Here is a 23,092-nt window from a genome sequence, read left to right as displayed (position 1 = left end):
CGTCAGCCCTTCACCACGGTCTTGAGGTAATTATAGGCCTTGATGATCTCGATCAGGCGATCCTCGGTGGAGCGATCGCCGCCATTGGCGTCGGGGTGGTGCTGCTTCACCAGCGCCTTGTACTTGACCTTGACGTCCTCGAGCGTGGCATCGGGGCCGAGGCCCATCACCTGCAGCGCCTTGCGCTCGGCGTTGAAGACCTTGCGCGTCTCCGCCTTGGGCGCCGCCTGCGGATTGGGCCGCCAGCTGCCGCGGCCGTTGATTTCGGCGAACACGCTGAACGGATCCGACGCATCGCCGAGATCGGCCTCGGGGCTGCCGGTGCCGCGCTTGGCCGAGGTATTCGCGCCCATCTTCCAGGTCGGGCGATGTCCGGTCAGCGCATCCTTCTGATAACGCGCGACCGCCTCGGCGTTCATGCCTGAGAAGAAATTATAGGATTGGTTGTACTCGCGCACGTGGTCGAGACAGAAGTGCCAATACTCGCGCGCGTTCTCGCGCCCCTTCGGCGCGCGATGCGAGCCTCGGTTCGTGCAGTCCGGCCATTGGCACGGCTGAGCCTCCTCGCGCACCGGCTGCCGCGCAGCCTGCTTTTTGGGCTTGATGCGGATGGAGTCGAAGAATTTGTTTGAATCGATCGGCATGGCGGACTTTGACTACGCAACGCGAAAAGCTTCAAGTCTTGACATTGCGAATACCTCAGGCGGGGACCGCCGATTGACGAAAAATAATTTGATGCGTATTTCCAGAGACCATGCGGACCCAAGATGCTATCATCGAAAAGTTGCGCGAAGCTTTCTCGCCGGAAAGCCTCGATGTGCAGGACGAATCACATCTGCATGCAGGCCACATGGGACACCGGCCGAGCGGTGAAACCCATTTCCGCGTGTATATTGTGTCGCAGGCCTTTGCCGGCAAGAGCCGGGTCGATCGCCACCGCCTGATCAACGCCGCATTGGCGGCGGAACTTGCCGGCTCGGTGCATGCGCTGGCGCTGCATGCGAAGGCACCCGGCGAAGCCTGACATCAGAACGCTGACACCAGAAGCCTGGCAACAAATCCCAGATACCGGCGCGCGCGACCATGATTAGAACGCCGTGCCGGCACGGCGCGGCCGCGTCTCCTCTGTCTCGCCGCGCGGCACCGGCACGATGCGCAGCGCGGTGATGCGATTGCGTTCCCGACGCAGCACGCGAAAGCGGAAGCCGTGGAAGGTGAAGCTCTGGCCGCGCTCGGGGATCGAGCGCGCCTCGTGAATCACGAGACCGGCCACCGTCGTCGCTTCTTCATCCGGCAGCGTCCAATCCATCGCGCGATTGAGATCGCGGATCGGCACGGATCCGTCGACGACGACCGATCCATCCGGCTGCACGCGCACGCCGGCGACCTGCACGTCCTGCTCGTCGGAGATGTCGCCGACGATCTCTTCGAGAATATCCTCGAGCGTGACGATACCTTCGACCTCACCATACTCGTCGACGACCAGCGCGAAATGCGTCTTGCGCCGGCGGAACGCTTTCAACTGTTCCGACACCGAACGCATCTCGGGAACGAACCAGGGCGGCAGCGCCAGCGACGCGACATCGATATGCGACACATCGCCCTCGGCTGAGCGGATCGCGCGCAACAGATCCTTCGCATGCAGCACGCCGATGATGTTTTCCGGCGTGCCGCGCCACAGCGGGATACGCGTATATTCGGACGCCAGCACCTCGCGCACCAGTTCCTCCTGCGGCAGGTCCGCATTCACCATCACCATCTCGGTGCGGTGAACCATCACATCGGACACCTGCAATTCGCGCAGGTCGAGCAGACCGCCGAGCATGTCCCGGTCCTGCTTCTCGACCTTGCCCTCGTGGTGCAACAGGTCGACGGCGCCGCGCAGGCGCTCGGTCGGCGACAGGATCGGCTGGTTGGCACCGACCTTGAAGCCGATCAGCCGCATCAGGACGCGCACGATCGCCTCGATGACGGCGAGCACCGGACCGAGCACGATCACGGTCGCGCGCATCGGCCGGGCCACCGCGAGCGAGACGCGATCCGGCGCGTTGATGGCGATCGTCTTCGGCAGCACCTCGGCGAAGATCACGACCAAGGCGGTCATCACACCCGTGGCATAGAGCACGCCGACCTCGCCGAACCAGGCGGTAAAGATGCCCGTCGCCAGCGCCGAGGCGGCGATATTGGCGATGTTGTTGCCGAGCAGCAGCGCGCCGATCAGCCGCTCGCGCATGTCGAACAGGCTCGAGACCACGTCGGCGTCGCGATTGCCCTGTTTCGACAGCCGCAGCATCGAGGCGCGGGAGGCGCCGGTCAGGGCGGTCTCGCTCAGCGCGAAAAAGGCGGAGGCGCCGAGACAGACGAGAACGATGGTGAGTGTGATCCAGTCCATGACGCCGATGTCACCCTCGATGAAAGCTGCCGATGATGCGCCGCCACTGCTCAACGCGGCGTAAAGCGCACAAGATCAGCCGCGACGGTGCAATTTGGCCTGCAGGAAGTCGCGGACGCGCGCCGGATCGACGTCCTTGGCAATGACCGCGCGGCCGATCGCCTCCATCAGGATGAAGGTGAGCTTGCCGCGCTTGACCTTCTTGTCCTGCGCCATCAAGGCCAAAAGCCGGTCGGCGTCGCCGATCCCCTCCTGGGCGAAGCCGGCGATATCCTGCAGATGGGTCGGCAGGCCGACCGCGGCAAGGTGACGCTCGATCCGCGTGACATCGTCCGGCGGCAGCATGCCGAGCTCGGCCGAGAACTGCGCCGCCAGCACCATGCCGACCGCGACGCCCTCGCCATGGAACAAGCGATCGGAGAAGCCGGTGATCGCCTCCAGGGCATGACCGAAAGTATGGCCGAGATTGAGCAGCGCGCGGTCGCCGGTCTCGCGCTCGTCGCGGGCGACGATCGCCGCCTTGGCGCGACAAGAGGTGGCGACGGCATGTTCGCGTGCCGCACCGCCCGTGACGATGTCAGCGTGGTTGGCCTCCAGCCAGGTGAAGAAGCCGGCGTCGCCGAGCAGGCCGTATTTGGCCACCTCGGCATAGCCGGCGCGGAACTGGCGCGGCGACAGCGTGTCGAGCACGGCGGTGTCGGCGATCACCAGCACCGGCTGGTGGAAGGCGCCGAGCAGGTTCTTGCCCTGCGGCGAGTTGATGCCGGTCTTGCCGCCGACCGAGGAATCGACCTGCGCCAGCAGCGAGGTCGGCACCTGTACGAAGTCGACGCCGCGGCGCAGGATGGCTGCCGCGAAGCCGGCGAGATCGCCGACCACGCCGCCGCCGAGCGCGATGACGAGATCGTTGCGTTCGATCTTCGCCGCGATCAGCGCCTCGCTGACCTTTTCCAGGCCGGCATAGGTCTTGGAGCCCTCGCCCTCCTCGACGACGATGGTCGAAGACGGAATGCCCGCCTCCGCCAGGATCGCCTCGGTCGGCTTCAGCCAGTGTGCGGCCACGGTCCGATCGGTGACGATCGCTGTCCGCACGCCCGGACGCAGCGCCGCGATGCGCTGACCGAGCGAGGCCAGCACGCCGCGGCCGATGACGATGTCATAGGCACGCTCACCCAGCGCGACGTCGACGATGATCGGATCGAAAGTCTTCAGGGGGGCAGTCATCGGAGCGCGCTCATCGCCTGCATGGAATCGGTCTGCATGGAATCCGCCTGAACCGGATCCGCCTGGCCCGGATCGGATTGCGGCGTGGCAGGCTGGACCTCGGCCTCCGGCGCGGGCAACAGCAACGCCTGCAGCGCTTCGATGCAATCCTCGACCACACGGTCGTGCGGCACGTCGCGCGAGCAGATCGTGAGGTCGGCGAGCTGGTAGACCGGCTCGCGTTCGCTCAAGAGCCGCGCGACCGTGCCTTCAGGATCGGCGGTCTGCAGCAGCGGCCGATCGGCCCGCCGGCGAACCCGGCGCATGATCACGTCGGCATCGGCCTTCAGCCAGATCGAGACCGCCTTCTCGTGGATGCGGCGGCGTGTCTCCTCGCGCATGAAGGCCCCGCCGCCGGTCGCCAGCACCGCCGGACCATTCTCCAGCAGGCGGGCGATCACGCGGGCCTCGCCATTCCGGAAATAGTCCTCGCCGCGGGATTCGAAGATCTCCGGGATTGTCATGTCGGCCGCCGTCTCGATCTCGGTATCCGCATCGACGAAGGGCAACCGCAGCCGCGCCGCGAGCCGCCGGCCAACCGTGGACTTGCCGACGCCCATCATGCCGACCAGCACGATCAGCCGCTTGCCGAGAGCCGCGGTAATCGCGGCCTCCGGAGCGGCTGGGTTGGGTGCGGATTGTGTCGGTTCGGTCATCACTAGGCTTCTAGCCCAGCCCTTGCTGCTTTCAAAGGCATCCTGTTCCAGCCCATGCAGCCGGAGGCCCACGTCCCGGACGTCGTTTCCCGGACGTCGTTCCGGGGCGCGCGAAGCGCGAGGCCGGAACCCATACCCACAGGATGCAGCGTGAGGCAGGCTGCTCGTTGGCATCTCGCGCACGACATCGTCCTGTGGTTGTGGATTCCGGGCTCGCGGCGCTGCGCGCGCCGCCCCGGATAACCGAGCAAGGGGGACAGCGGCGGCGGCCGGACTTGCCAGCCGGGTGCGAACATGTTGGATGAAACAGTCCCTCTTTGGTGGCCCGCGCGACCCCGATGCCCAGCCTGTTCCGCTTTCTGACCGTGATCGCCGTGATCGTCGGCGTGGTCTATGGCGCGATCTATGCGCTTGCCAATTTCGTCACCCCGAAGCCGCGCGAGATGACGGTGACGATCCCCCCGGACAAGTTCCAGAAGAAATGATCCGGATGGCTGCGGCGGACCGAAAAGCCACAGGGCATTGATTAAGATTTTTACGATTGTCTGAGGTGGCCCGGCGCCGTGATATCGGCCAGATTTGAGGCCACCGCTTGACGTGCCGGCGCGAACTAATGGTCCTGATTCGATCGCCTCCGACGCAGCGGATTTCACGACATGAAGGTCAAGGCCTCTGACGCCCGGCTGATGAGCCTGTTCCTCGACATGATGGCCGCCGAACAGGGCGCTGGCCAGAATACGCTGGACGCCTATCGCCGCGACCTCAGCGATCTGTCCGAGTTTCTCGCTGGCAAGGCGAACAGCTTCACCACCGCTGACACCCAGGCGCTGCGCGACTATCTCTCCGATCTCGACACGAGAGGCTTCAAATCGTCCAGCGTGGCGCGGCGGCTGTCGGCGATGCGGCACCTGTTCCGCTTCCTGCTGAGCGAGCACATCCGCAGCGACGACCCCGCCGCCATCCTGTCCGGCCCCAAGCGCGGCCGTCCCCTGCCCAAGGTGCTCTCGATCGGCGATGTCGACCGGATGCTGACCCGCGCCAAGGAGCTGACCGAGACCGCCGATACGTCCCCGGCGCAACGGCTGCGGGCGCTGCGCCTGTACTGCCTGCTCGAAGTGCTCTACGCGACCGGCCTGCGCGTCTCCGAACTGGTGGCGCTGCCGCGCACGGCGGCACGCCATGACGCCCGCATGATCGTGGTGCGCGGCAAAGGCAACAAGGAGCGGCTGGTGCCGCTGAACCAGGCCTCGCGCCAGGCCATGGCGGATTATCTGGCGGCGCTGGATGCGCTGAAGCCGGAGAAGAAGGCCAGCGCCACCTTCGGCAAATGGCTGTTTCCCTCGTTCGGCGAGAGCGGCCACCTGACCCGACAGCATTTCGCGCGCGACCTCAAGGAATTGGCGGTGGCGAGCGGCCTGCCGGCCCGGCTCGTCTCACCGCACGTGCTGCGCCACGCCTTCGCCAGCCATTTGCTGCACAATGGCGCCGACCTGCGCATCGTCCAGACCCTGCTCGGCCATACCGACATCTCGACCACCCAGATCTACACCCATGTGGTCGAGGAGCGGCTCAAGAGCCTGGTGCGCGACCTGCACCCGCTCGCCGAGACCTGACCCGCCCCACACAATCCCGAAACCAAATCCTTGGGCGCGGCGCGCGGCCCGCTTGACTTCGCGCCCGTCTGCCCCGAAAGAGCGCCATCCTGCCCGTGATCCTGGCATGAGGCCTGGCCGCGGCGCACCGATCGCACCCTAAGCTCCTGAGGACATTGATCTTCAGGTCCGAAGGCCGAACCGATTTCGTTTCCCAGCGCTCTTCCTTCAGCTCCTCCATGCCGGATCCCATGCGCAGCTACCTCGATTTCGAAAAGCCCGTTGCCGAGCTCGATTCCAAGGTCGATGAACTCCGGGCGATGGCCGCCGCCGGCACCGATATCGGCGAGGAGGTCAGCCGGATCGAGGAGAAGGCCGGCCAGGCGCTGGCCGACCTCTACGCCAATCTGACGCCATGGCAGAAGACCATGGTCGCGCGCCACCCGCAGCGGCCGCACTTCACCGACTTCGTCAACGGCCTGATCACCGAGTTCACGCCGCTGGCGGGCGACCGCAAATTCGGCGAGGACGCCGCTTTGCTGGGTGGCTTCGGTCGTTTCCGCGGCGAGCCGATCTGCGTCATGGGCCAGGAAAAGGGCGCCACCACCGAATCCCGCCTCAAGCACAATTTCGGCATGGCCCGCCCGGAGGGCTACCGCAAGGCCGTCCGGCTGATGGAGATGGCCGAGCGTTTCGGCATCCCCGTGCTGTCGCTGGTCGATTCCGCCGGCGCCTATCCGGGCATCGGCGCCGAGGAGCGCGGCCAGGCCGAGGCCATCGCCCGCTCCACCGATGCCTGCCTGTCGCTTGGCGTCCCCAATGTGGCGATCATCACCGGCGAGGGCATGTCGGGCGGCGCCATCGCGCTGACCACCGCCAACCGGGTGCTGATGCTGGAGCACGCGATCTACAGCGTGATCTCGCCGGAGGCCGCCTCCTCGATCCTGTGGCGCGACGGCACCAAGGCCCAGGAAGCGGCCAACAGCATGAAGATCACCGCCCAGGACATGCTGCGCTTCGGCGTGGTCGACACCATCCTGAAGGAGCCGGTCGGCGGTGCGCATCGCGACCCCGCCGCGATGATCGCGGCGACCGGCGAGGCGATCGCCCAGGCCTTCGACGAGCTGAAGGGCCTCGACGCCGATGCCATCCGCAAGCAGCGCCGGCAGAAGTTCATCGACATCGGACGCAAGCTGAGCTGAGCTCGGAGCGGCCCTGCCGAGGGCCGATCTCGCTCGCGGTTTTGTGAGTCTTTCCAGCCGTTTGGCCGTATTTCGGCCCAGCCGTCGGCGTCTGATGTTTAGAACTTGTTGACCACAAGGGCCAGGGCGCGTCGGCACCGCTGCACCGCGGGTTGCAGCGCTTCGGACCAACGGATACAATTTTAATCATTGGTTTGACGGTGGCATGACGCATGGTCGATCCGGGATCCATCCAGCTTCCCGGCCGATCGATCGAGACGAGACTGGGGTATTGCGGCATGCTGGGTTTGCGGGGAGCTTCGCTTTGATCAACCGCGCTTTCGTCCGGGTTCTGATGACCTCGGCGGCGTTGGCCGCCGGTGCGCTGCTGACCGGTTGCAACAGCGATCAGGTCGCGCTCGCCACCAGTGCCAAGGCCAATCAGCCGGTGCCGCCCAAGCTCGTGGCGACCATCGCCGAGAAGGATATGGATACGCAGTCGCCGATCCTGGTGCGCGTGTTCAAGCAGGAGGCCGAGCTCGAGGTCTGGAAGCAGGACCGCTCTGGCAAGTTCGCGCTGCTCAAGACCTATCCGATCTGCCGCTGGTCGGGCGATCTCGGGCCGAAAGTGCGCGAGGGTGACCGCCAGGCGCCGGAGGGCTTCTACTCGATCAATCCGAGCCAGATGAACCCGCAATCGGCCTACTATCTCTCGTTCAACACCGGCTATCCGAACGCCTTCGACAAGGCGCTGGGCCGCACCGGCTCGCAGCTGATGGTGCATGGCGACTGCTCCTCGCGCGGCTGCTTCGCGATGACCGACGAGCAGATCGCCGAGATCTATGCGCTCGGACGCGAATCCTTCTTCGGCGGACAGCGCGCTTTCCAGTTCCAGGCCTATCCGTTCCGGATGACGCCCATGAACATGGCGCGGCATCGCAACAATCCGAACATGCCGTTCTGGCGCATGATCAAGGAAGGCTACGACCATTTCGAGGTGACCCGCCAGGAACCGAAGGTCGACTTCTGCGAGAAGAAATACGTCTTCAATGCCCAGAAGCCGCCGGGCGCCACGCATGATCCGGTGTTCGACGCCGCCGCGAAGTGCCCGGCCTATGTCGTGCCCGATGAGATCACGACCGCTGTGCGCGAGAAGCAGCAGGCCGACGAAGCCGAGTATGCCAAGCTCGTCGCGAAGGGCACGCCGGTCGCCAAGCTCAACACCGGCATCGACGGCGGCATGAATCCGATCTTCGCCGCCCGCGTGCCGGGCGCATCGACGGGCCTGTCGGTCCCCGGCGAGGCACCGGGGCTGTCGCTCGCGAACTTCACGCCGGCGCCCGGCACCATCCCGGGTCATGTCAATCCGCCGCGTGCGCCCACCGAGGACGAGGTCGCCGCTGCTCCGGCCGACTCCGCGCCGCCTCCGACGACGGCCCCCTCGGCCCGGGTAGCCGCCGTCAGCGCGCCCGACAAGCCAAGCTTCATGTCGAACCTCGCCCGCAAGGTCGGCATTGCGTCAGCCGAGACGACCGCGACAGCGAAACCGGCCGAGAGGACCGCTGACAGCAAGACCGCCGAGGCCAAGCCCACCGAGGGCAAGCCGGCGCCGAAGCCGGTCGCTGCCAAGCCGGCTGAGACCAAGCAGGCCGCTGCGCGGCCCCCGTACAAGCCCGCCGCAAATGAGGCGCCGACGACGACCGGCTCGGCGTCCGCCCAGACCCAGACCGCGCTGGTCTCCGGCGCCGCTCCGGTGCTGCAGTCGAACTCGTTCGACAGCCGCTTCGCCGGGTTCAAGTAGGCCCAATCATCGGCGCCCTTGCTCCGTCGCTGCCCGGCTTCACGAGAATCGGCTTCACAACAGCTAAACTCCACACGCGTTGCCACTCTCCCCTGAAGGGGGAGGGTCGATCGCACGCGAAGCGGGCGAGCGGCGCTCGCCGCAGCGCCGCGGTCAACAGGTTCTGCGGCAGTTTTGGACATGCGCCTTTGTCCTCGCGGTTCCACGCTTCGTGACGACCGCGCAGCGCACCTCGTCGATGAGGCGGGACGACCGGATAAGATCATAAAATTCTGAAAAATCGAATTTAACAATCTTTGCTGGCGGGACTGGACAGGGCAAATCAGCTTGAACGCGCAAGTATAATCGGTTTACTCGCGCCGGCCGCGCCGAGGCCGAGCGAAACGCTTTCGGCCCGTCGAACTCCAGCAGCAATGACCGAGTCGCCCGACGCGCGGCCGCTTGATGACAAGCCTCGTCAGCGAGACGATATCGGCATGACATCCTCATGCGAGACATCGCGCCAGTGCGGCGACTGCACGCTCTGCTGCAAGATCATGGAAATCGAGCAGCTCGATAAGCCGGCGCAGACATGGTGCCGGCATTGCCGGCCCCGGCACGGCTGCGCCATCTATCAGACCCGTCCAATCGAATGCGTGGACTTCCGCTGCCTGTGGCTCTCCAACGTCCAGCTCGACGACAGCTGGAAACCGAGCCGGGCGAAGCTCGTGCTGACGATGTCGGCGGATGGCGTCGAGGTTCGCTGCGACCCTGGCTTTCCCGAGGCGTGGCGGCGTCCGCCTTATGAGGCGCAGATCCGTGAATGGGCGCGTCGCGGGGAAGACAATGACGTCACGGTTCTCGTCATCATTGGCCGTCGCATGATCCTGATCACGCCGGGGCAGGATTTCGATCTCGGCGAAGTCGGTCGGGACGAGCGCATCGTGCGCGAGTTCGAGGGCACGCATGTGGTGGGGGTCCGGGTGGTGAAGGCGGACCCGGCCCGCGACGCCTGACGCGTCCCGCAGCCCTCCGCCAGCTCACATCGCTGCGTGACGTCCCTCACGGAGCGCAAGCGCAAGCTCTGCGACAACTCGGCCGTCACCCGCGGTGAGGTGACGTCAAACCGAGGGAGAACAACAATGAGCTTATTCGGCGATATCGGACACGCTCTGGGGTCGGCGGTGAAGGGTGTGGCGCATGTGGCGTCGGACGTCGGTCATGCGGTCGGTCACGCCGCCTCCGGGGTGGTGCATACCGTGGAGCATGCGGCGAGCGGCGTCGCGCATGAGGTCGGCCATCTCGGCGGGTCGCTGATCCATACCATCGGCAAGGTCACCCATGCGGTGGGCGACGCGGCGTCGAGCGCGGTCCATACCGTCGGGCATGTCGCCGGCGACGTCGGGCATGCCGTGAGCGATGTGGCGCACGGCATCGGCCATCTCGGCAGCGAAGCCATCCATACCGTCGGCGGCGTAGTCCACGCGGTCGAGCATGCCGGCGCCGCGGTCGGCGGCAGCCTCATTCACACGGTTCAGGACGTCGTCTCGACCGCCGGGCATGTGGCCGGCGATATCGTCAACACTGGCGCCCATGTGATCGGCGACGTCGGCTCCGGCCTCAACCATCTTGCTCATGGCGATATCGGCGGAGTTCTCCACGACGTCGCGCATATCGGCAGCGATATCGTCAATGGCGGCGTGAAGGTCGGCGGCGATCTCGCGCATGGTGTGATCGCCACGGCGGGTGATGCCATCCACGGCGCCGTCGGTCTCGGACACGCCGGGCTCGAAGCGGCCGGCGCGATCGGTCACGGCGCGCTCGGCATGGCCGGCACGATCGTCGACACCGCGGGCCATGTCGGCGCCGACGCGCTGCATCTGGCCGGCGACGTGGTCAAGGGCGGCCTCGACGTCGGAACGTCGCTGGGTCACGGTGCGCTCGGCGCGGTCACCGACGCGGTCTCGGGCGCGGGTCACCTCGTCGGCGGACCGCTCGGTCACATCATCTCGGACGTCGCACACACCGCCGATACGCTCGGCTCAGGCCTGACGAGCGGCATCAGCCACGCGGTCGGCGCGGGCGTGTCGGGCGTGCTGAATGCCGCCGGTGACCTGTCGCAATCGATCGGACACCAGGCAGGCGCCATCAGCCACGATCTCGGCGCGCTGGCCAGCGACCTCAGCCACGGCAACGCGCATGCGGCGCTCAATGACCTGTTCAAGCTCGCCGGTGACGTGCTCGGCAGCCATGATGGCGGCCACAGCGGCGGCCATGAGAGCGGTCATGGCGGGTTCTGGGACCAGATCGCGCAGGCGATCCACCATGCCGGCGACAACGCCCACGGCGGCAACGCGAATTCCGGCGTGTTCCACCTGCCGCTGCATGGCGACGGCTCGTCGCATCACCCGATCATCGCCGACGGCTTCGGCGACCATGGGATTGGCGATCACGGCCATGGCGATCATGGCCATGCGGGCAACACCGGCATCGTTCCGCCGCACTTCGACATCGGCCACGCCGGTGGCGCGCACGACGCCCCGCACCACGATTTCAGCCACGTCGCTCACATGGACGACTCGCATCACTTCACGCTGCATGGCTGAGATGGGCGAGACACGCAAAACCCGCGGTGACCATCACCGCGGGTTCTCTGTTGTCTCAGGGATGCCGGATGCTTAGCGCACAGTGGCCGGCTGGGCGATCGCCGGCGGCGCCACGGAGGCCTGCGCGCGATCATGCGGCAGATGATCGTTCATCGCCGACAATGCACAGAGAGCCAGCGAGCCCCACACCGCGGCACTGAAATACAGCGACATCCAGGCGATCTCTTCCCTCCAGTGCTCGATGTCGTGGGTGACGGTCCAACGCGTCGCGGAATCGCGCAGGCCGACCAGCGGGTGCAGCAGCGGCGTGCCGGCGGCGCGCTCGATCCGCCAGCGCCTCACATACATCGGCACATCGACCACGACGAGAAAGGCGAGATAGCAGGCGATGCCGACGAGGCCGGCGATCAGCAGCCAGCGCACCAGGCCGTCGAACTCCGGCAACAGCCGGCCGAGCCCGATGCCGACGAACAGGAAGGCGACGGCCCACAGCGAGTTCTCGATCGCATTGTAGAGGAAGTTCTTGGTGACGACCGCGTACCAGGAGCAGATCTCGGCGACGACGATGATCGGCACGATGACGCGCGCCATGTTCACCGCGGTCTCGGCATCGGCGATCGCGCCGAGCTGCGCCAGAATGATGGCCCATTGCGCCGCGAAGGCGATCTCGGCGATGGTCGCGACGCTGCGGCCGACGAACACGCTCGACAGCCAGCTGTCGACAAGACAGATCCGCTGCACGTCGGCGCGCGGCAGCACCGAGCGGAAGGCGCAGCCGAACACATAGGCGGCCGACAGCGCCAGCATCGAGCTGGTGTCGGAGGAGTGGGTCACCGCGGCGCCAGCGCCGCTGAGCTGCCGGTACAGGATGAACCAGAATGCGATGTTGGCGAAGCTGACCAGGGTCAGCATCGCCCACCACAGGGCGACCGGGTTCGACAAGGCTCGCGACTGCGCACGCATCCGGCACTCCAATCTTCATGTGAACGACATGTGATCGTATTAATTCTGTCATGTATCAGCAACCCGTTGCAGGCCCGGGGGGAAGCAAAAGACCGTGTGGAGGCAGCGGGCGGGGCTATGAACCGGAGCGTTCACGGGCCTCATGGTTCGAGACGCGCCGCGAGCTGGCGGTATCAGCAATCGCCAGACACAGGTGCGGCGCTTCTCACCATGAGGGTCACGCCCCCGGCGTCATGCTACGCATTCAGTCCTCGTCCTGAGGAGACCGCCGCAGGCGGTCGTCTCGCAGGATGGCCACAGGAGATGCTGTCTCCCAGCAGGGAACTTCCGCCCTGCCGCGCCGTTCATGACGCGACTGCGGCGTTGCGCCGCGCTTTGGTCATCCTCAGCCTGGAGAAGCACATGGCCGCTGCCCGCGATCTGCAGCGTGCACCGCTGCTGACCTTCACTGCCGTCATCGTCGGCCTGATGGGCCTTGCTCTGCTTGCCGGCGGCGCCTGGCTCGCGGCGATCGGCGGCTCGCTCTATTACGTCATGGCAGGCGCCGCCCTGCTCGGCACCGCGTGGCTGCTGTGGCAGCGGCGGGCCGCGGCGTTGTGGCTGTATGCAGCGCTGCTGCTGGGCACGATGACTTGGGCAATCTCTGAGGTCGGGCTGGATTTCTGGTCACTGGCCCCGCGCGGCGACGTGCTGGCGCCGCTCGGCGTCTGGCTGCTGCTGCCGTTCATCACCGCGCATTTGGTCGGCGACATGCGCTCCGCGCGCTGGGGTTTGGTCGCGGTGCTCGCGGTCGCCTTGGTCGTGCTCGGCGCCGCGCTCCACGGCGATCGTTTCGGGGTCAATGGCGCTTTGCCGCAGGCTGCAGAGGCCTCGGCTGGCACCGACACCGCGCCGGCCGAGGCGAAAGCCGACTGGACCGCCTATGGCGCCAGCAATTTCGGCACCCGGTTCTCGAGCCTGAAGCAGATCACCGCGGACAACGTGAAGAACCTCCAACTCGCCTGGGAATTCCAGACCGGCGACCACAAGGGCCCCGACGATCCCGACGAGTTCACCAACGAGGTAACGCCGCTGAAGATCGGCGATCTGCTCTACACCTGCTCGCCGCACCAGATCGTGTTCGCGCTGGACGCCGCCACCGGCAGACTGCGCTGGAGATTCGATCCCAAGATCGAGCACCACAAGAACTTCCAGCACATGACCTGCCGCGGCGTCGCCTATCACGAGACCAGGCCGGGCGCGGTCGATATCGCAGGCGCCGCGGCGCCGGCCGAATGCGCCAGGCGCATCTTCCTGCCGACCGATGACGGACGGCTGTTCGCGCTCGATGCCGACAGCGGCAAGCCGTGCGAGGGTTTTGGTGCCCACGGCCAGATCGATCTCAAGGCCGGCAACGAGATCACCACACTCGGCTTCTACGAGGGCACGTCGCCGCCGGTGGTCACCGACAAGGTGGTGATCATGGCGGGCGCCGTGATTGACAACTACTCCAACAAGGTGCCGTCGGGCGCGATCCGCGGCTTCGACGTCTACACGGGCAAACTGCTGTGGGCGTTCGATCCAGGCAATCCCGATCCGAACGAGATGCCGTCGGCGACGCATCATTTCACGCCAGGCTCGCCGAATGGCTGGAGCGTCGGCGCCGCCGACGAGGCGCTCGGCCTCGTCTACATCCCGCTCGGCTCGAGCTCGCCAGACATCTGGGGCGGCAATCGTTCGGCCAACAATGAGCGCTACGATTCCGCGCTGGTGGCGCTCGACATCGCCACGGGAAAGCTGCGCTGGTCGTTCCAGAACGTGCATCACGATCTCTGGGACATGGACATGCCGTCGCAGCCGAGCCTGGTCGACATGCCCGGCAAGGACGGCGTGGTGCCGGCGATCTACGTGCCGGCCAAGACCGGCAACATCTTCGTGCTCGACCGCCGCGATGGCCATCTGTCGGTCCCCGCGCCGGAGAAGCCGGTACCGCAGGGGGCTGCGCCCGGCGAGCGGCTGTCGCCGACGCAGCCGTTCTCCGAGCTGAGCTTCCGCCCGCGCAAGGATCTCACCGGCGCGCAGATGTGGGGCGCGACGATATTCGATCAGCTCGCCTGCCGCATCATGTTCAAGCGGCTGCGCTATGAGGGGCCGTTCACGCCGCCGTCCGAGCAGGGCACGCTGGTGTTTCCCGGCGATTTCGGCATGTTCGAATGGGGCGGCATCGCCATCGATCCTGTGAGGAAGATCGCGATCGCCAATCCGCAATCGATCCCGTTCGTGTCGCGGCTGGTGCCGCGCGGCAAGGACAATCCGGCCGCGCCGAATTCGGCGCATCCGCCGGGCACCGAGCTCGGCGTGCAGCCGATGTACGGCACGCCCTATGGCGTCGAGCTCGGCATCTTCCTGTCGCCGCTCGGCATCCCCTGCATGGCGCCGCCCTGGGGAAGTCTCGCTGCGATCGACCTGAAGACCAACCAGATCGTCTGGCAGCACCGCGTCGGCACCATCCGCGACCAGGCGCCGCTGCCGCTGCCGTTCAAGCTCGGCGTGCCGATGCTCGGCGGCCCGATGGTGACTGCGGGCGGCGTGGCCTTCCTGACCGGCACGATGGACGACTATATCCGCGCCTTCGACGTCAAGGACGGCCGCCTGCTGTGGCAGGACCGGCTGCCCGCCGGCGGACAGTCCACGCCCATGACCTATGAGGCCGGCGGCAGGCAGTACATCGTGACCGTGGATGGCGGCCACGGATCGTTCGGCACCAGGCTCGGCGATTACGTCCGCGCCTATGCACTGCCGGGCAACGTCGCCAGCCGCTGAAGCGGGTTCCAGCTGCGCCCAGAATGACGCGCCAAATTGTTGGTTTCGTCATGATGTCCCGGGTTCCCGCCTGGAACCCGGACGGCCTTAAGCATCGGCTTCCGAAGCTCATGCATCACTCGAGGCTGTCGCTGCCGGTCGGGTTGACGCTTCGGTAACCGCGATGTCCATCGCGCAAAACCCGTCCTGCCGCGATGCGTAGCTCGCCTGCATGAGGGTTCATTGCCGATGCTGACGATCCTGTCCTGCCTGCCTGCCGATCACGATCTGCGTTACGTCGCCGCCGCGCTGCTGGTCTGCGGGCTCGGCTCGATTCTGTCGATGCGGCTGCTCGCCCGCGTACGCCGCAACACCGGCCTTCGCCGCTTTCACCTGTTATTCCTGGCCGGCCTCGTCGCCGGCGGCACGGTGTGGACCACGCATTTCGCGGCCATCCTCGGTTACGATGCGCCGGGACATCGCTCGTTCGAGGCAGGGCTTACCTTCGCCTCGCTCGGCCTCGCCGTCGTGTTTTCCCTGCTCGGCTTCTTCATCACCACGCGCACCCAGCGCGGGCCGCTGATCGAGGCCGGTGGCGCGGTGTTCGGCTTCGGCATTGCCGCGATGCACTACACCGGCATGAGCGCGCTCAATCTCGATGGCATCAAGACCTGGCACGCGCCGGCAATCTGGCTCTCGCTCGTGCTGGCGATGGGCTTCGGCGCCGTCGCCGCCAACCGCATCGCGCGCCCTGTGACGCGGTTCTGCAAGTATGGCGGCTCGCTGGCGATGGCGCTCGCGATCCTCAGTCTGCATTTCACCGGCATGGCCGCGCTGACCGTGGCGCCGATGGCCGGCCTCGACACCCCCGCGCAAGCGCTGCCGGACAGCCTGCTGCTGATCAGCATCGTCACCGGCATCGGCCTGATCATGGCGATGGCGGCCTCGGCCTACATGATCGACATGCAGGCGGCGCAGGAGGCGGTGGAGGGCTATCGGCAGCTGGCGCTGCAGGATCCACTGACCGGACTGCCCAACCGCAACGGTCTCGGCCACCGGCTGGCGCCGCTGCTGGCGACAGGCGACGAAACCGCCCATCTCGTCGTGCTCGCGATCGACCTCGACCGCTTCAAGGACATCAACGACGCGCATGGCCACGCCGCTGGCGACGCGGTGCTGAAGACCGTCGCCGAACGCATCGCGGCGACCTTGCAGCGGGGCGAGTTTCTGGCACGCATCGGTGGCGATGAGTTCGTTGCGGTCAAGAGCGAGATCTTCGCACGCACGGAAGCCGCGAAATTCGCCGACCGCATTCGCAGCCTGGTGCTCGCGCCGGTCGATTGGGAGGAACGCAGCCTCTCGGTCGGCTGCAGCATCGGCATCGCGCTGCATCCCGAGCACGGCCTCACATCGGACGAATTGCTCACCCGCGCGGATCTGGCGATGTACCGCGCCAAGAGCCTCGGCCAAGGCAAGATCTGCACCTATGAGCCGTCGATGGACGAAGCGAGCCGTCGTCGCGCCGAGCTCGCCATCGATCTGAAGCGCGCGCTGGTGCGCAACGAGTTCGAGCTGCACTACCAGGTGCAGAACGATACGCAGAGCGGCGAGATCATCGGCTTCGAGGCGCTGCTGCGCTGGAATCATCCGGTGAAAGGCCGCGTGCCGCCGAATGATTTCATCCCGATGGCCGAGCAGACCGGGCTGATTGTCGACATCGGCGACTGGGTGCTGCGCACCGCCTGCGCCACTGCGGCCAGCTGGAGCCAGCCGTTCAAGGTGGCCGTCAACGTCGCGCCGATGCAGCTCAATCACGACCTGCCGAAGCGTGTCGCCGAGGTGCTGCGCGAGACCGGCCTGGCGCCGGAGCGGCTCGAAATCGAGCTGACCGAGACCGGCATCATCGCCGACCGCCAGCACGCGCTGCAGGTGATGCAGGCGCTGAAGGCGATCGGCGTCACCGTGGCGATGGATGATTTCGGCACCGGCTATTCGTCGCTATCCACCCTCCAGGTGTTTCCGTTCGACAAGATCAAGGTCGACAAGAGCTTCATCCAGTCGGTCGAGACCAGCGTGCATGCCGCGGCGATCGTCAAGGCGACGTTGCTGCTCGGGCGCAGCCTCAACATCCCCGTACTGGCCGAAGGCGTCGAGACCGAGCAGCATCTCGCCTTCCTGCGCGAGGAAGGCTGCAGCAGCGTGCAGGGTTTCCTGTTCGGCAAGCCGTTGCCGCAGGAGGCGATCCACCGGATGATCCGTGACGTCGGTGCCACGCAGGCGGTGGTCGCCGAGGTGGCTGTCAAGAACGCCGCGGCGGCGTAACCGCAGATCTGGTGATGGTGATGTCCTCGTTGCTGACTGGGCACCCGACCGCCAATGCAGGGCCATCCTCCCCTGGAGGGGGAGGGTCGATCGCACGCGCAGCGGGAGAGCGGGGTGGGGCGATCTCTCCACAGACGCCGGTGCCAGAGGAGAGATCACCCCACCCCGTCTCACATTCCGCTTCGCTCCATGCGAGACGACCCTCCCCCTCCAGGGGAGGGTGGCAGCGGAACGTCCCGCGGAAGACCTTCCGTGGCGTGGGTCAGAACGTGCGGATGATCCTGAAATCCAGCCCGTCGGCGGCGGCGAGATGCATCGCCATTCCGGCGCAGCCCTGGCGGATGGCAACCTCGCCACGGGCACCGGAATAGACGATGTTGCGGCCGGCGGCGGCCAGCGGATGCAGGGACAGCGAACCGGCCCGCTCCGCGGCGGCCTTCAGGAAGCGCAGACCTTCATAGTTCGACTGACCGACCGAACCGACCGGCGGCGCATCGACGCCGAACATCGCGGTGTACAGGCTCATGAACTCGTCATTGGCGCGGGAGCCGATGCAGTTGAAATAGCCCGAGGCGGAATACAGGTTCTCGGTGTTGTCGGCGCCGATGCCGAGCAGCACGGTCTCATCGACGGCGCCGGCCAGGCGCAGGGTGGTCGCGGCGAGGCCGGACTCGCCGAAAGCGCGGTTGAAGGTGATGCTGTCGGTGCCGATCAACGAGATCAACACAACGTCGGGCCTGGTGGCGCGAATGCGCGCCAGATGCGCCTCGTGATCATCATGGCCGACCGGGACGAACTCCTCGCCGACGACATGGCCGCCGGCCTCGCCGATATAGATCTTGGTCTGGAGGTGCGATTGCCACGGCCAGACATAGTCGCTGCCGATCAGATACCAGCGTTTGGCGCCCTTGTTCTCGGCCAGCCAGTGAATGGCGGGGCGGGTCTGGCTGTGCGGCGTCTCGCCGATCGCCATCACCCCCGGCGTGCGTTCGCCGCCTTCATAGACCGGGGTGTAGACGTAAGGAATGCGGCCGCGGGTCAGCCGGCGCAGCGCCAGCCTGACGGCGCTGATATGCGAGCCCATCACGACGTCGATGTCGTCGAAGTCGAGCGCGTCCCTGGCGCGCGCAGCGACGTCCTCGACCGCCCCGCCGGAGTCGTAGAACGACAATTCGATCTCGCGGCCGAGAATGCCGCCGCGGCGGTTGATCTCGGACACCGCGAGCAGCGCGCTGTTGGTCGCCGCCGGGCCCCAGATGCCGGGTGAGCCGGAGAAGGTGAGAAAGTTGCCGATGCGCAGCCGGTTGCGCGCGCCGCGCCGTTCGGCGCGGTCAGGATCGAAGGGAGCGAGGAACGGAACGGCGCCCCGCCGGGGCGGGCTCCTGAATAGCAGGGATGGCGGCAGGCCGGGGCGCCCGGCCGTGACAGATCCTGTCGAGAGCACACCCACTCCTTGGCCCGCACCGTGGTTGGCCCACTGTGGGCCGGCGGTCATACGCCGTCAAAATCAGCACAGGTTCGACAAATATCCTATTCGAAAATGTTGAATGTTCAAGAATTGGGATGCATATAGATCGGGCAGCAACTGCCGGACAATCATTCAATTCGGGACCCGCAAGCGAAGTTCACCGTGGCCAAATCGCCCCATCCCAACACCCCCCTCACCGAACACCTCGCCTACCTGCTCGCGCAAGCCAACCGGGAGATCAACCGGCAGTTGGAGACACGCCTAAGCACGGAGGGCGTGCCCGTCGAGCAATGGCGCATCCTCAAGGTGCTCTCCGACGGCGAAGGGCATTCGATGGGTGATCTTGCCGAGGCGGTGCTGCTGAACCATCCGACCCTGACCAAGATGATCGACCGCATGGTGTCGGACTCCTTGGTCTACCGCCGCCAGGACGCCCATGACCGCCGCAAGGTGCTGATGTTCATCAGCGACCGCGGCAAGGCGCTGTGCAAGCGGCTGAACTCGCTCGCCGCCAGCCAGGAGGCGCATATCCTGGAGAATTACGGCGACAAGGCGACCGGCGAGCTGAAGCGGCTGCTGGAGAACCTGATCGACGCGGCGAGCTGACGGCACTCTGCTCGGCAGGCATTCAAGACCGAGCTCCATCCTCCCCGTCGCTGCGCGCTGCGCTCGCAATGACGCGGAGTTCGGAGCGGTCTCGCGGCGCATCAAAGAGACTTGATCCCTGTTCGCCGACTTGCCTGCGGCAAATGTATCGGCTTGCCCGGCAACGCCGGGATAGACGCAAGACGAATCCTCCCTCATCCTGCTCCATCACGATCGCGACGAACGGGCCGCACAGAGCCCGCGCGCGACCACCGGCTGGACCATGTCCGGCCGGACGAGGACACGACACAGGGAGGACAGGCCATGACGGGCATTCATCTGCTCGATCGCGCCATCGGCAGCGATTATCCGACATTCGCCAGCACCGCTGACATCCGCGCCTTCGAGCAGACGCCGTACAGCGAACGCATCGCCGCACAGAGCACCTACGAGGCCCTCAAATGCGGGGCTTCCGCCAATCCTGACGCGCCGGCGATCCAGTTCCTGCCAAATGCCGATCCGGCCGACACGCCGGTCGTGATCACCTATCGCGATTTCATCGCGAAGGTGACGCAGGCCGCCAACATGTTTCATGCGCTCGGCGTCGGCCCCAATGACGTCGTCAGCTTCATGCTGCCCTTGGTGCCGGAAGCTTTCATCACGCTGTTCGGCGCCGAGGCCGCTGGCATCGCCAACCCGGTCAACCCGCTGCTGGAGCCGCACCAGATCGCCGAGATCCTGGAGGCCGCCAAGACCAAGGTGCTGGTGGCGCTCGGTCCCCTGCCCGGCACCGACATCTGGCAGAAGGTCGAGAAGGTGCGCGGTAGCCTCAAGCACCTCAAGGCGATCGTGCAGGTGTATGGCGGCGGCGGTGATCCGGCGAACGGCATCCACGCCTTCAACGACCTGATCAAGCCGCAGCCCGCGGATCACCTCGTCAGTGGCCGGCAGATCAAGGCCAGCGACACCGCGGCCTATTTCCACACCGGCGGCACCACGGGCACGCCGAAGCTGGTGCGACACAGCCATGGCAACCAGGTCTACCAGGCCTGGGCGATCAACCTCGTCCTGAAAGCCAAGCCCGGCGGCACCTTGCTGTTCGGCATGCCGCTGTTCCACGTCGGCGGCTCGCTGACGCAGGCGCTGCAGACTTTTTCGGCGGGCGGCAGCCTCGTCGTGCTCTCCGGCGCCGGCTGGCGCAATCCGAATGCGGTGCGCAACATCTGGAGCCTGGTCGCCCGCTACAGGCCGGAGACGCTGTCGAGCGTGCCGACGGTGCTGGCGGCAACGCTCGCCGTGCCGCCAGGCGCAGCCGACATCTCCAGCCTGCGCTATGCCGCGGGCGGCGGCTCGGCCATTCCGGTCGCGGTCGGGCAGGCGATCATGGACAAGCTCAAGCTGCCGGTGGTCGAGGTCTACGGCATGACCGAGACCGCGAGCGTGCACACCATGGCCTATCCGGACCAGCCGATCCGGCTCGGCTCGGTCGGCCTGCCCTTGCCTTACGCGCAGGTGCGCATCGTCAAGCTCGATGCCGACGGGCGTTATGAACGCGACTGTGCCGTGGACGAGATCGGCGTCGTCATCATGGCCGGCCCCGGCGTGTTCTCCGGCTATCTCGACGCCGCGCACAACAAGGGTGCCTTCATCGACGGCCATTGGGTCAATTCCGGCGATCTCGGCCGACTCGATGCCGACGGCTTCCTCTGGATCACCGGCCGCGCTAAGGACCTGGTGATCCGAGGCGGCCACAACATCGATCCCGCGCCGGTCGAGGAGATCCTCTTCCAGCATCCGGCCGTCGGCTTCGCCGCGGTGGTCGGCCAGCCCGACGCCTATGCCGGCGAGCTGCCGATCGGCTACGTCCAGCTCAAGCCGGGCGCGAGCGTGCAGCCGGGCGAGTTGGAGGATTGGGTGCGCGCCCGCACGCCGGAGCGCGCCGCGGTGCCGGTGCAGATCATCCCGATCGATCCGATGCCGGTGACCGGCGTCGGCAAGGTGTTCAAACCGCAGCTGCGCTGGGACGCGGCGACGCGCGTGTTCACGAAGGTGCTGTCGCAACTGACCGATCGCGGCATCGACTGCACCGTCAAGGTCGGCGCCCATGGCAGCCATGGCAGCATCGCCACGGTCACCCTGCGCAACGTGCCGGCGGAGAGCCGCGAGGCGATCGCGAACGAGGTGCACACCCTGCTCGCGCCGTTCGTGATCCGGCACGAGGTGGTGCAGGAGTGAACGACCTGGGTCGCTGTCCTCGCAACCATTCGGGCGGCTGGAGCAGCCGCCCTCTTCTCCGATCTGTTCGGAAAATCCAGCTTCCTGTTTCCGGATCACGCCCTATTTCGGGGACGACGGCTTCAGCGACAGCCCGAGCGGCTGGGTGGCGCCCCTGCCGAGCGCGACCTGACGCAGCAGTTCCGGCCGGTCGGAGATGATGCCGTCGACCCCAATGTCCATCAGCCGCCCCATGTCCTGCGGACGGTTGACGGTCCAGACGATCACGCTCAACCCCAGCGCATGCGCCTCGGCGATCAGCTCCGGCGTCACTTCGGTGAAATAGGGCGACCAGACCTTGCCGCCGGCCGCCTTGACGGTCCGCGGCAACGAGCCGCCATGATCGGCGGGGTTGAATCCCGCGGTCCAGCGGGTCGCCGCGGTCAGCGACACCGTGGGCGTCTCGCCGCTCTGCCGGGACAGATACACGGTCGGGATGTCCGGCGCGCGCTGCTGCACCAGCTGCAGGGTCCGCCAGTCGAACGACTGGATCATGACGCGGCCAGCGAAATGCTCCGCCTGAATCAGGCCGAGCAGCAGCGTCACGAAGCGCTCCGGGTTCGGCGACTCGGCGGGAAACGCCGGATCGAGCTTGGTCTCGATGTTGAGACGGACATGCTCGTCTCCCGAGCTCCGCACGAAATCGATCACCTCTTTCAGCGTCGGAATGCGCGGCGGCGCGACGCCGGGGCCGTGCAGCGCGCGCTGCTCGGAGAACTGCTTGGCGTACTCACTGCCGGGTCGAATCTGGCCGATATCGTAGGACTGCACCTCGGCGAGCGGCAGCGCGTTCAACAGCGGCCCGGGCGGCGCAACATAGTCGCCGGCCGCATCGCGGGCGAGATCGGGGTTGAGCCGCCGCTCATGCGAGACGACGAGCACGCCGTCGCGGGTCACACCGACGTCGAGCTCGAGCGTATCGACATGAAGGTCCAGCGCCCTGCTGAACGCCTGCAGCGTGTTCTCCGGATGCAAGCCGCGACCGCCGCGATGCGCCTGGATATCGAACGCCGTTGCGGGGCTGGCGAGACCCAGGAACAGCAGGCTGAAAACAAGAGAGGTTTGCGACATCGGGGCAGACTATCATACCCTGTCAGACCCCGCGGGCCATTTCGCTTGTCTCGGCAATTCTTCTGAATTAGGCCTTTCGGCAGCGGCCGGGCGGGACACCGGCCGGCGAGACCATGGGAGGACAGGTTTGGGCAGCCAGAACCGGCTCACCGCGGCGG

General features: G+C 66.5%; 18 protein-coding genes. 11 read left to right on the top strand and 7 right to left on the bottom strand.

All coding sequences use genetic code 11. From position 1 onward, the window contains the following. Positions 1-2: 2 nt before the first annotated feature. Complete coding sequence (locus HL671_RS05500) at positions 3-644, bottom strand: J domain-containing protein (RefSeq protein WP_041751114.1); 642 nt, start codon at positions 642-644, stop codon at positions 3-5. A 110-nt stretch (positions 645-754) separates the two neighbouring features. Here HL671_RS05500 and HL671_RS05495 point away from each other — a divergent pair, with 110 nt between their 5' ends. Next, on the top strand, positions 755-1,024 hold the full coding sequence (locus HL671_RS05495) for a BolA family protein (RefSeq protein ID WP_041751115.1): 270 nt from the start codon (positions 755-757) through the stop codon (positions 1,022-1,024). 63 nt (positions 1,025-1,087) lie between these two features. Here the strand turns inward: HL671_RS05495 and HL671_RS05490 are convergent, their stop codons facing one another. The 3 genes from HL671_RS05490 to HL671_RS05480 form a co-directional block, all read right to left on the bottom strand. Further along, complete coding sequence (locus HL671_RS05490; RefSeq protein WP_012047309.1) at positions 1,088-2,392, bottom strand: HlyC/CorC family transporter; 1,305 nt, start codon at positions 2,390-2,392, stop codon at positions 1,088-1,090. A 75-nt stretch (positions 2,393-2,467) separates the two neighbouring features. Continuing rightward, positions 2,468-3,616: a 3-dehydroquinate synthase gene (aroB, locus tag HL671_RS05485; protein ID WP_172235836.1), complete on the bottom strand. Its 1,149-nt coding sequence runs from the start codon at positions 3,614-3,616 to the stop codon at positions 2,468-2,470. Further along, positions 3,613-4,311 carry a shikimate kinase gene (locus HL671_RS05480; RefSeq protein WP_172235835.1) on the bottom strand — a complete coding sequence of 233 codons (699 nt, stop codon included), beginning with the start codon at positions 4,309-4,311 and terminating at the stop codon, positions 3,613-3,615. Before HL671_RS05480 ends, aroB begins: the two co-directional genes overlap by 4 nt. 338 nt (positions 4,312-4,649) lie before the next feature. Between HL671_RS05480 and HL671_RS05475 the strand changes: the two genes are divergently transcribed. From HL671_RS05475 to HL671_RS05450, 6 genes are all read left to right on the top strand, one after another. Further along, a complete protein-coding gene (locus HL671_RS05475; protein ID WP_012047312.1) occupies positions 4,650-4,796 on the top strand; it encodes a hypothetical protein in 147 nt (48 codons plus the stop codon). A gap of 171 nt (positions 4,797-4,967) precedes the next feature. Next, entirely contained in the window at positions 4,968-5,924 is a 957-nt protein-coding gene (xerD, locus tag HL671_RS05470; protein ID WP_172235834.1) for a site-specific tyrosine recombinase XerD, read from the top strand. Positions 5,925-6,142: 218 nt separating this feature from the next. Then, positions 6,143-7,105 (top strand): acetyl-CoA carboxylase carboxyltransferase subunit alpha, encoded by a 963-nt coding sequence (locus HL671_RS05465; protein WP_012047314.1) that lies wholly within the window; start codon positions 6,143-6,145, stop codon positions 7,103-7,105. Positions 7,106-7,409: 304 nt separating this feature from the next. After that, positions 7,410-8,885 carry a L,D-transpeptidase family protein gene (locus HL671_RS05460; RefSeq protein WP_172235833.1) on the top strand — a complete coding sequence of 492 codons (1,476 nt, stop codon included), beginning with the start codon at positions 7,410-7,412 and terminating at the stop codon, positions 8,883-8,885. Positions 8,886-9,181: 296 nt separating this feature from the next. Next, positions 9,182-9,880, top strand: a complete 699-nt coding sequence (locus HL671_RS05455) for a hypothetical protein (RefSeq protein WP_244424258.1) — start codon at positions 9,182-9,184, stop codon at positions 9,878-9,880. Positions 9,881-10,006: 126 nt separating this feature from the next. Next, the gene (locus HL671_RS05450; protein ID WP_172235832.1) at positions 10,007-11,470 is read left to right on the top strand and encodes a hypothetical protein; all 1,464 of its coding nucleotides are present in this window, start codon (positions 10,007-10,009) and stop codon (positions 11,468-11,470) included. 72 nt (positions 11,471-11,542) lie between these two features. Here the strand turns inward: HL671_RS05450 and HL671_RS05445 are convergent, their stop codons facing one another. Continuing rightward, positions 11,543-12,433: a hypothetical protein gene (locus tag HL671_RS05445; RefSeq protein WP_172235831.1), complete on the bottom strand. Its 891-nt coding sequence runs from the start codon at positions 12,431-12,433 to the stop codon at positions 11,543-11,545. Positions 12,434-12,835: 402 nt separating this feature from the next. On the opposite strand from HL671_RS05445, the gene HL671_RS05440 reads away from it, so the two are divergent. Both HL671_RS05440 and HL671_RS05435 read left to right on the top strand, forming a co-directional pair. Then, complete coding sequence (locus HL671_RS05440) at positions 12,836-15,235, top strand: membrane-bound PQQ-dependent dehydrogenase, glucose/quinate/shikimate family (protein ID WP_172235830.1); 2,400 nt, start codon at positions 12,836-12,838, stop codon at positions 15,233-15,235. Between the two features lie 228 nt (positions 15,236-15,463). Next, positions 15,464-17,536, top strand: a complete 2,073-nt coding sequence (locus HL671_RS05435; protein WP_172235884.1) for a putative bifunctional diguanylate cyclase/phosphodiesterase — start codon at positions 15,464-15,466, stop codon at positions 17,534-17,536. Positions 17,537-17,798: 262 nt separating this feature from the next. Here the strand turns inward: HL671_RS05435 and HL671_RS05430 are convergent, their stop codons facing one another. Continuing rightward, the gene (locus HL671_RS05430) at positions 17,799-18,980 is read right to left on the bottom strand and encodes a substrate-binding domain-containing protein (protein ID WP_172235829.1); all 1,182 of its coding nucleotides are present in this window, start codon (positions 18,978-18,980) and stop codon (positions 17,799-17,801) included. Between the two features lie 186 nt (positions 18,981-19,166). Here HL671_RS05430 and HL671_RS05425 point away from each other — a divergent pair, with 186 nt between their 5' ends. Together HL671_RS05425 and HL671_RS05420 are read left to right on the top strand one after the other, a co-directional pair. Next, positions 19,167-19,610: a MarR family winged helix-turn-helix transcriptional regulator gene (locus HL671_RS05425; protein ID WP_012047322.1), complete on the top strand. Its 444-nt coding sequence runs from the start codon at positions 19,167-19,169 to the stop codon at positions 19,608-19,610. Between the two features lie 303 nt (positions 19,611-19,913). Beyond that, positions 19,914-21,824 (top strand): acyl-CoA synthetase, encoded by a 1,911-nt coding sequence (locus tag HL671_RS05420; RefSeq protein ID WP_172235828.1) that lies wholly within the window; start codon positions 19,914-19,916, stop codon positions 21,822-21,824. 102 nt (positions 21,825-21,926) lie between these two features. Here HL671_RS05420 and HL671_RS05415 read toward each other — a convergent pair whose 3' ends face one another. After that, on the bottom strand, positions 21,927-22,934 hold the full coding sequence (locus HL671_RS05415; protein WP_012047324.1) for a glycerophosphodiester phosphodiesterase: 1,008 nt from the start codon (positions 22,932-22,934) through the stop codon (positions 21,927-21,929). Between the last annotated feature and the right edge of the window lie 158 nt (positions 22,935-23,092).

The sequence above is a fragment of the Bradyrhizobium denitrificans genome (assembly GCF_013179005.1).
GTDB lineage: Bacteria > Pseudomonadota > Alphaproteobacteria > Rhizobiales > Xanthobacteraceae > Bradyrhizobium > Bradyrhizobium denitrificans.
This window is presented reverse-complemented; position numbering and strand designations above follow the sequence as displayed.

Excerpts from the sequence above, each read along its gene's own strand:
- HL671_RS05500 (WP_041751114.1), bottom strand. The coding sequence starts at position 644 with ATGCCGATCGATTCAAACAAATTCTTCGACTCCATCCGCATCAAGCCC.
- HL671_RS05495 (WP_041751115.1), top strand. The coding sequence starts at position 755 with ATGCGGACCCAAGATGCTATCATCGAAAAGTTGCGCGAAGCTTTCTCG.
- HL671_RS05490 (WP_012047309.1), bottom strand. The coding sequence starts at position 2,392 with ATGGACTGGATCACACTCACCATCGTTCTCGTCTGTCTCGGCGCCTCC.
- aroB (WP_172235836.1), bottom strand. The coding sequence starts at position 3,616 with ATGACTGCCCCCCTGAAGACTTTCGATCCGATCATCGTCGACGTCGCG.
- HL671_RS05480 (WP_172235835.1), bottom strand. The coding sequence starts at position 4,311 with ATGACCGAACCGACACAATCCGCACCCAACCCAGCCGCTCCGGAGGCC.
- HL671_RS05475 (WP_012047312.1), top strand. The coding sequence starts at position 4,650 with ATGCCCAGCCTGTTCCGCTTTCTGACCGTGATCGCCGTGATCGTCGGC.
- xerD (WP_172235834.1), top strand. The coding sequence starts at position 4,968 with ATGAAGGTCAAGGCCTCTGACGCCCGGCTGATGAGCCTGTTCCTCGAC.
- HL671_RS05465 (WP_012047314.1), top strand. The coding sequence starts at position 6,143 with ATGCCGGATCCCATGCGCAGCTACCTCGATTTCGAAAAGCCCGTTGCC.
- HL671_RS05450 (WP_172235832.1), top strand. The coding sequence starts at position 10,007 with ATGAGCTTATTCGGCGATATCGGACACGCTCTGGGGTCGGCGGTGAAG.
- HL671_RS05445 (WP_172235831.1), bottom strand. The coding sequence starts at position 12,433 with ATGCGTGCGCAGTCGCGAGCCTTGTCGAACCCGGTCGCCCTGTGGTGG.
- HL671_RS05440 (WP_172235830.1), top strand. The coding sequence starts at position 12,836 with ATGGCCGCTGCCCGCGATCTGCAGCGTGCACCGCTGCTGACCTTCACT.
- HL671_RS05435 (WP_172235884.1), top strand. The coding sequence starts at position 15,464 with ATGCTGACGATCCTGTCCTGCCTGCCTGCCGATCACGATCTGCGTTAC.
- HL671_RS05420 (WP_172235828.1), top strand. The coding sequence starts at position 19,914 with ATGACGGGCATTCATCTGCTCGATCGCGCCATCGGCAGCGATTATCCG.
- HL671_RS05415 (WP_012047324.1), bottom strand. The coding sequence starts at position 22,934 with ATGTCGCAAACCTCTCTTGTTTTCAGCCTGCTGTTCCTGGGTCTCGCC.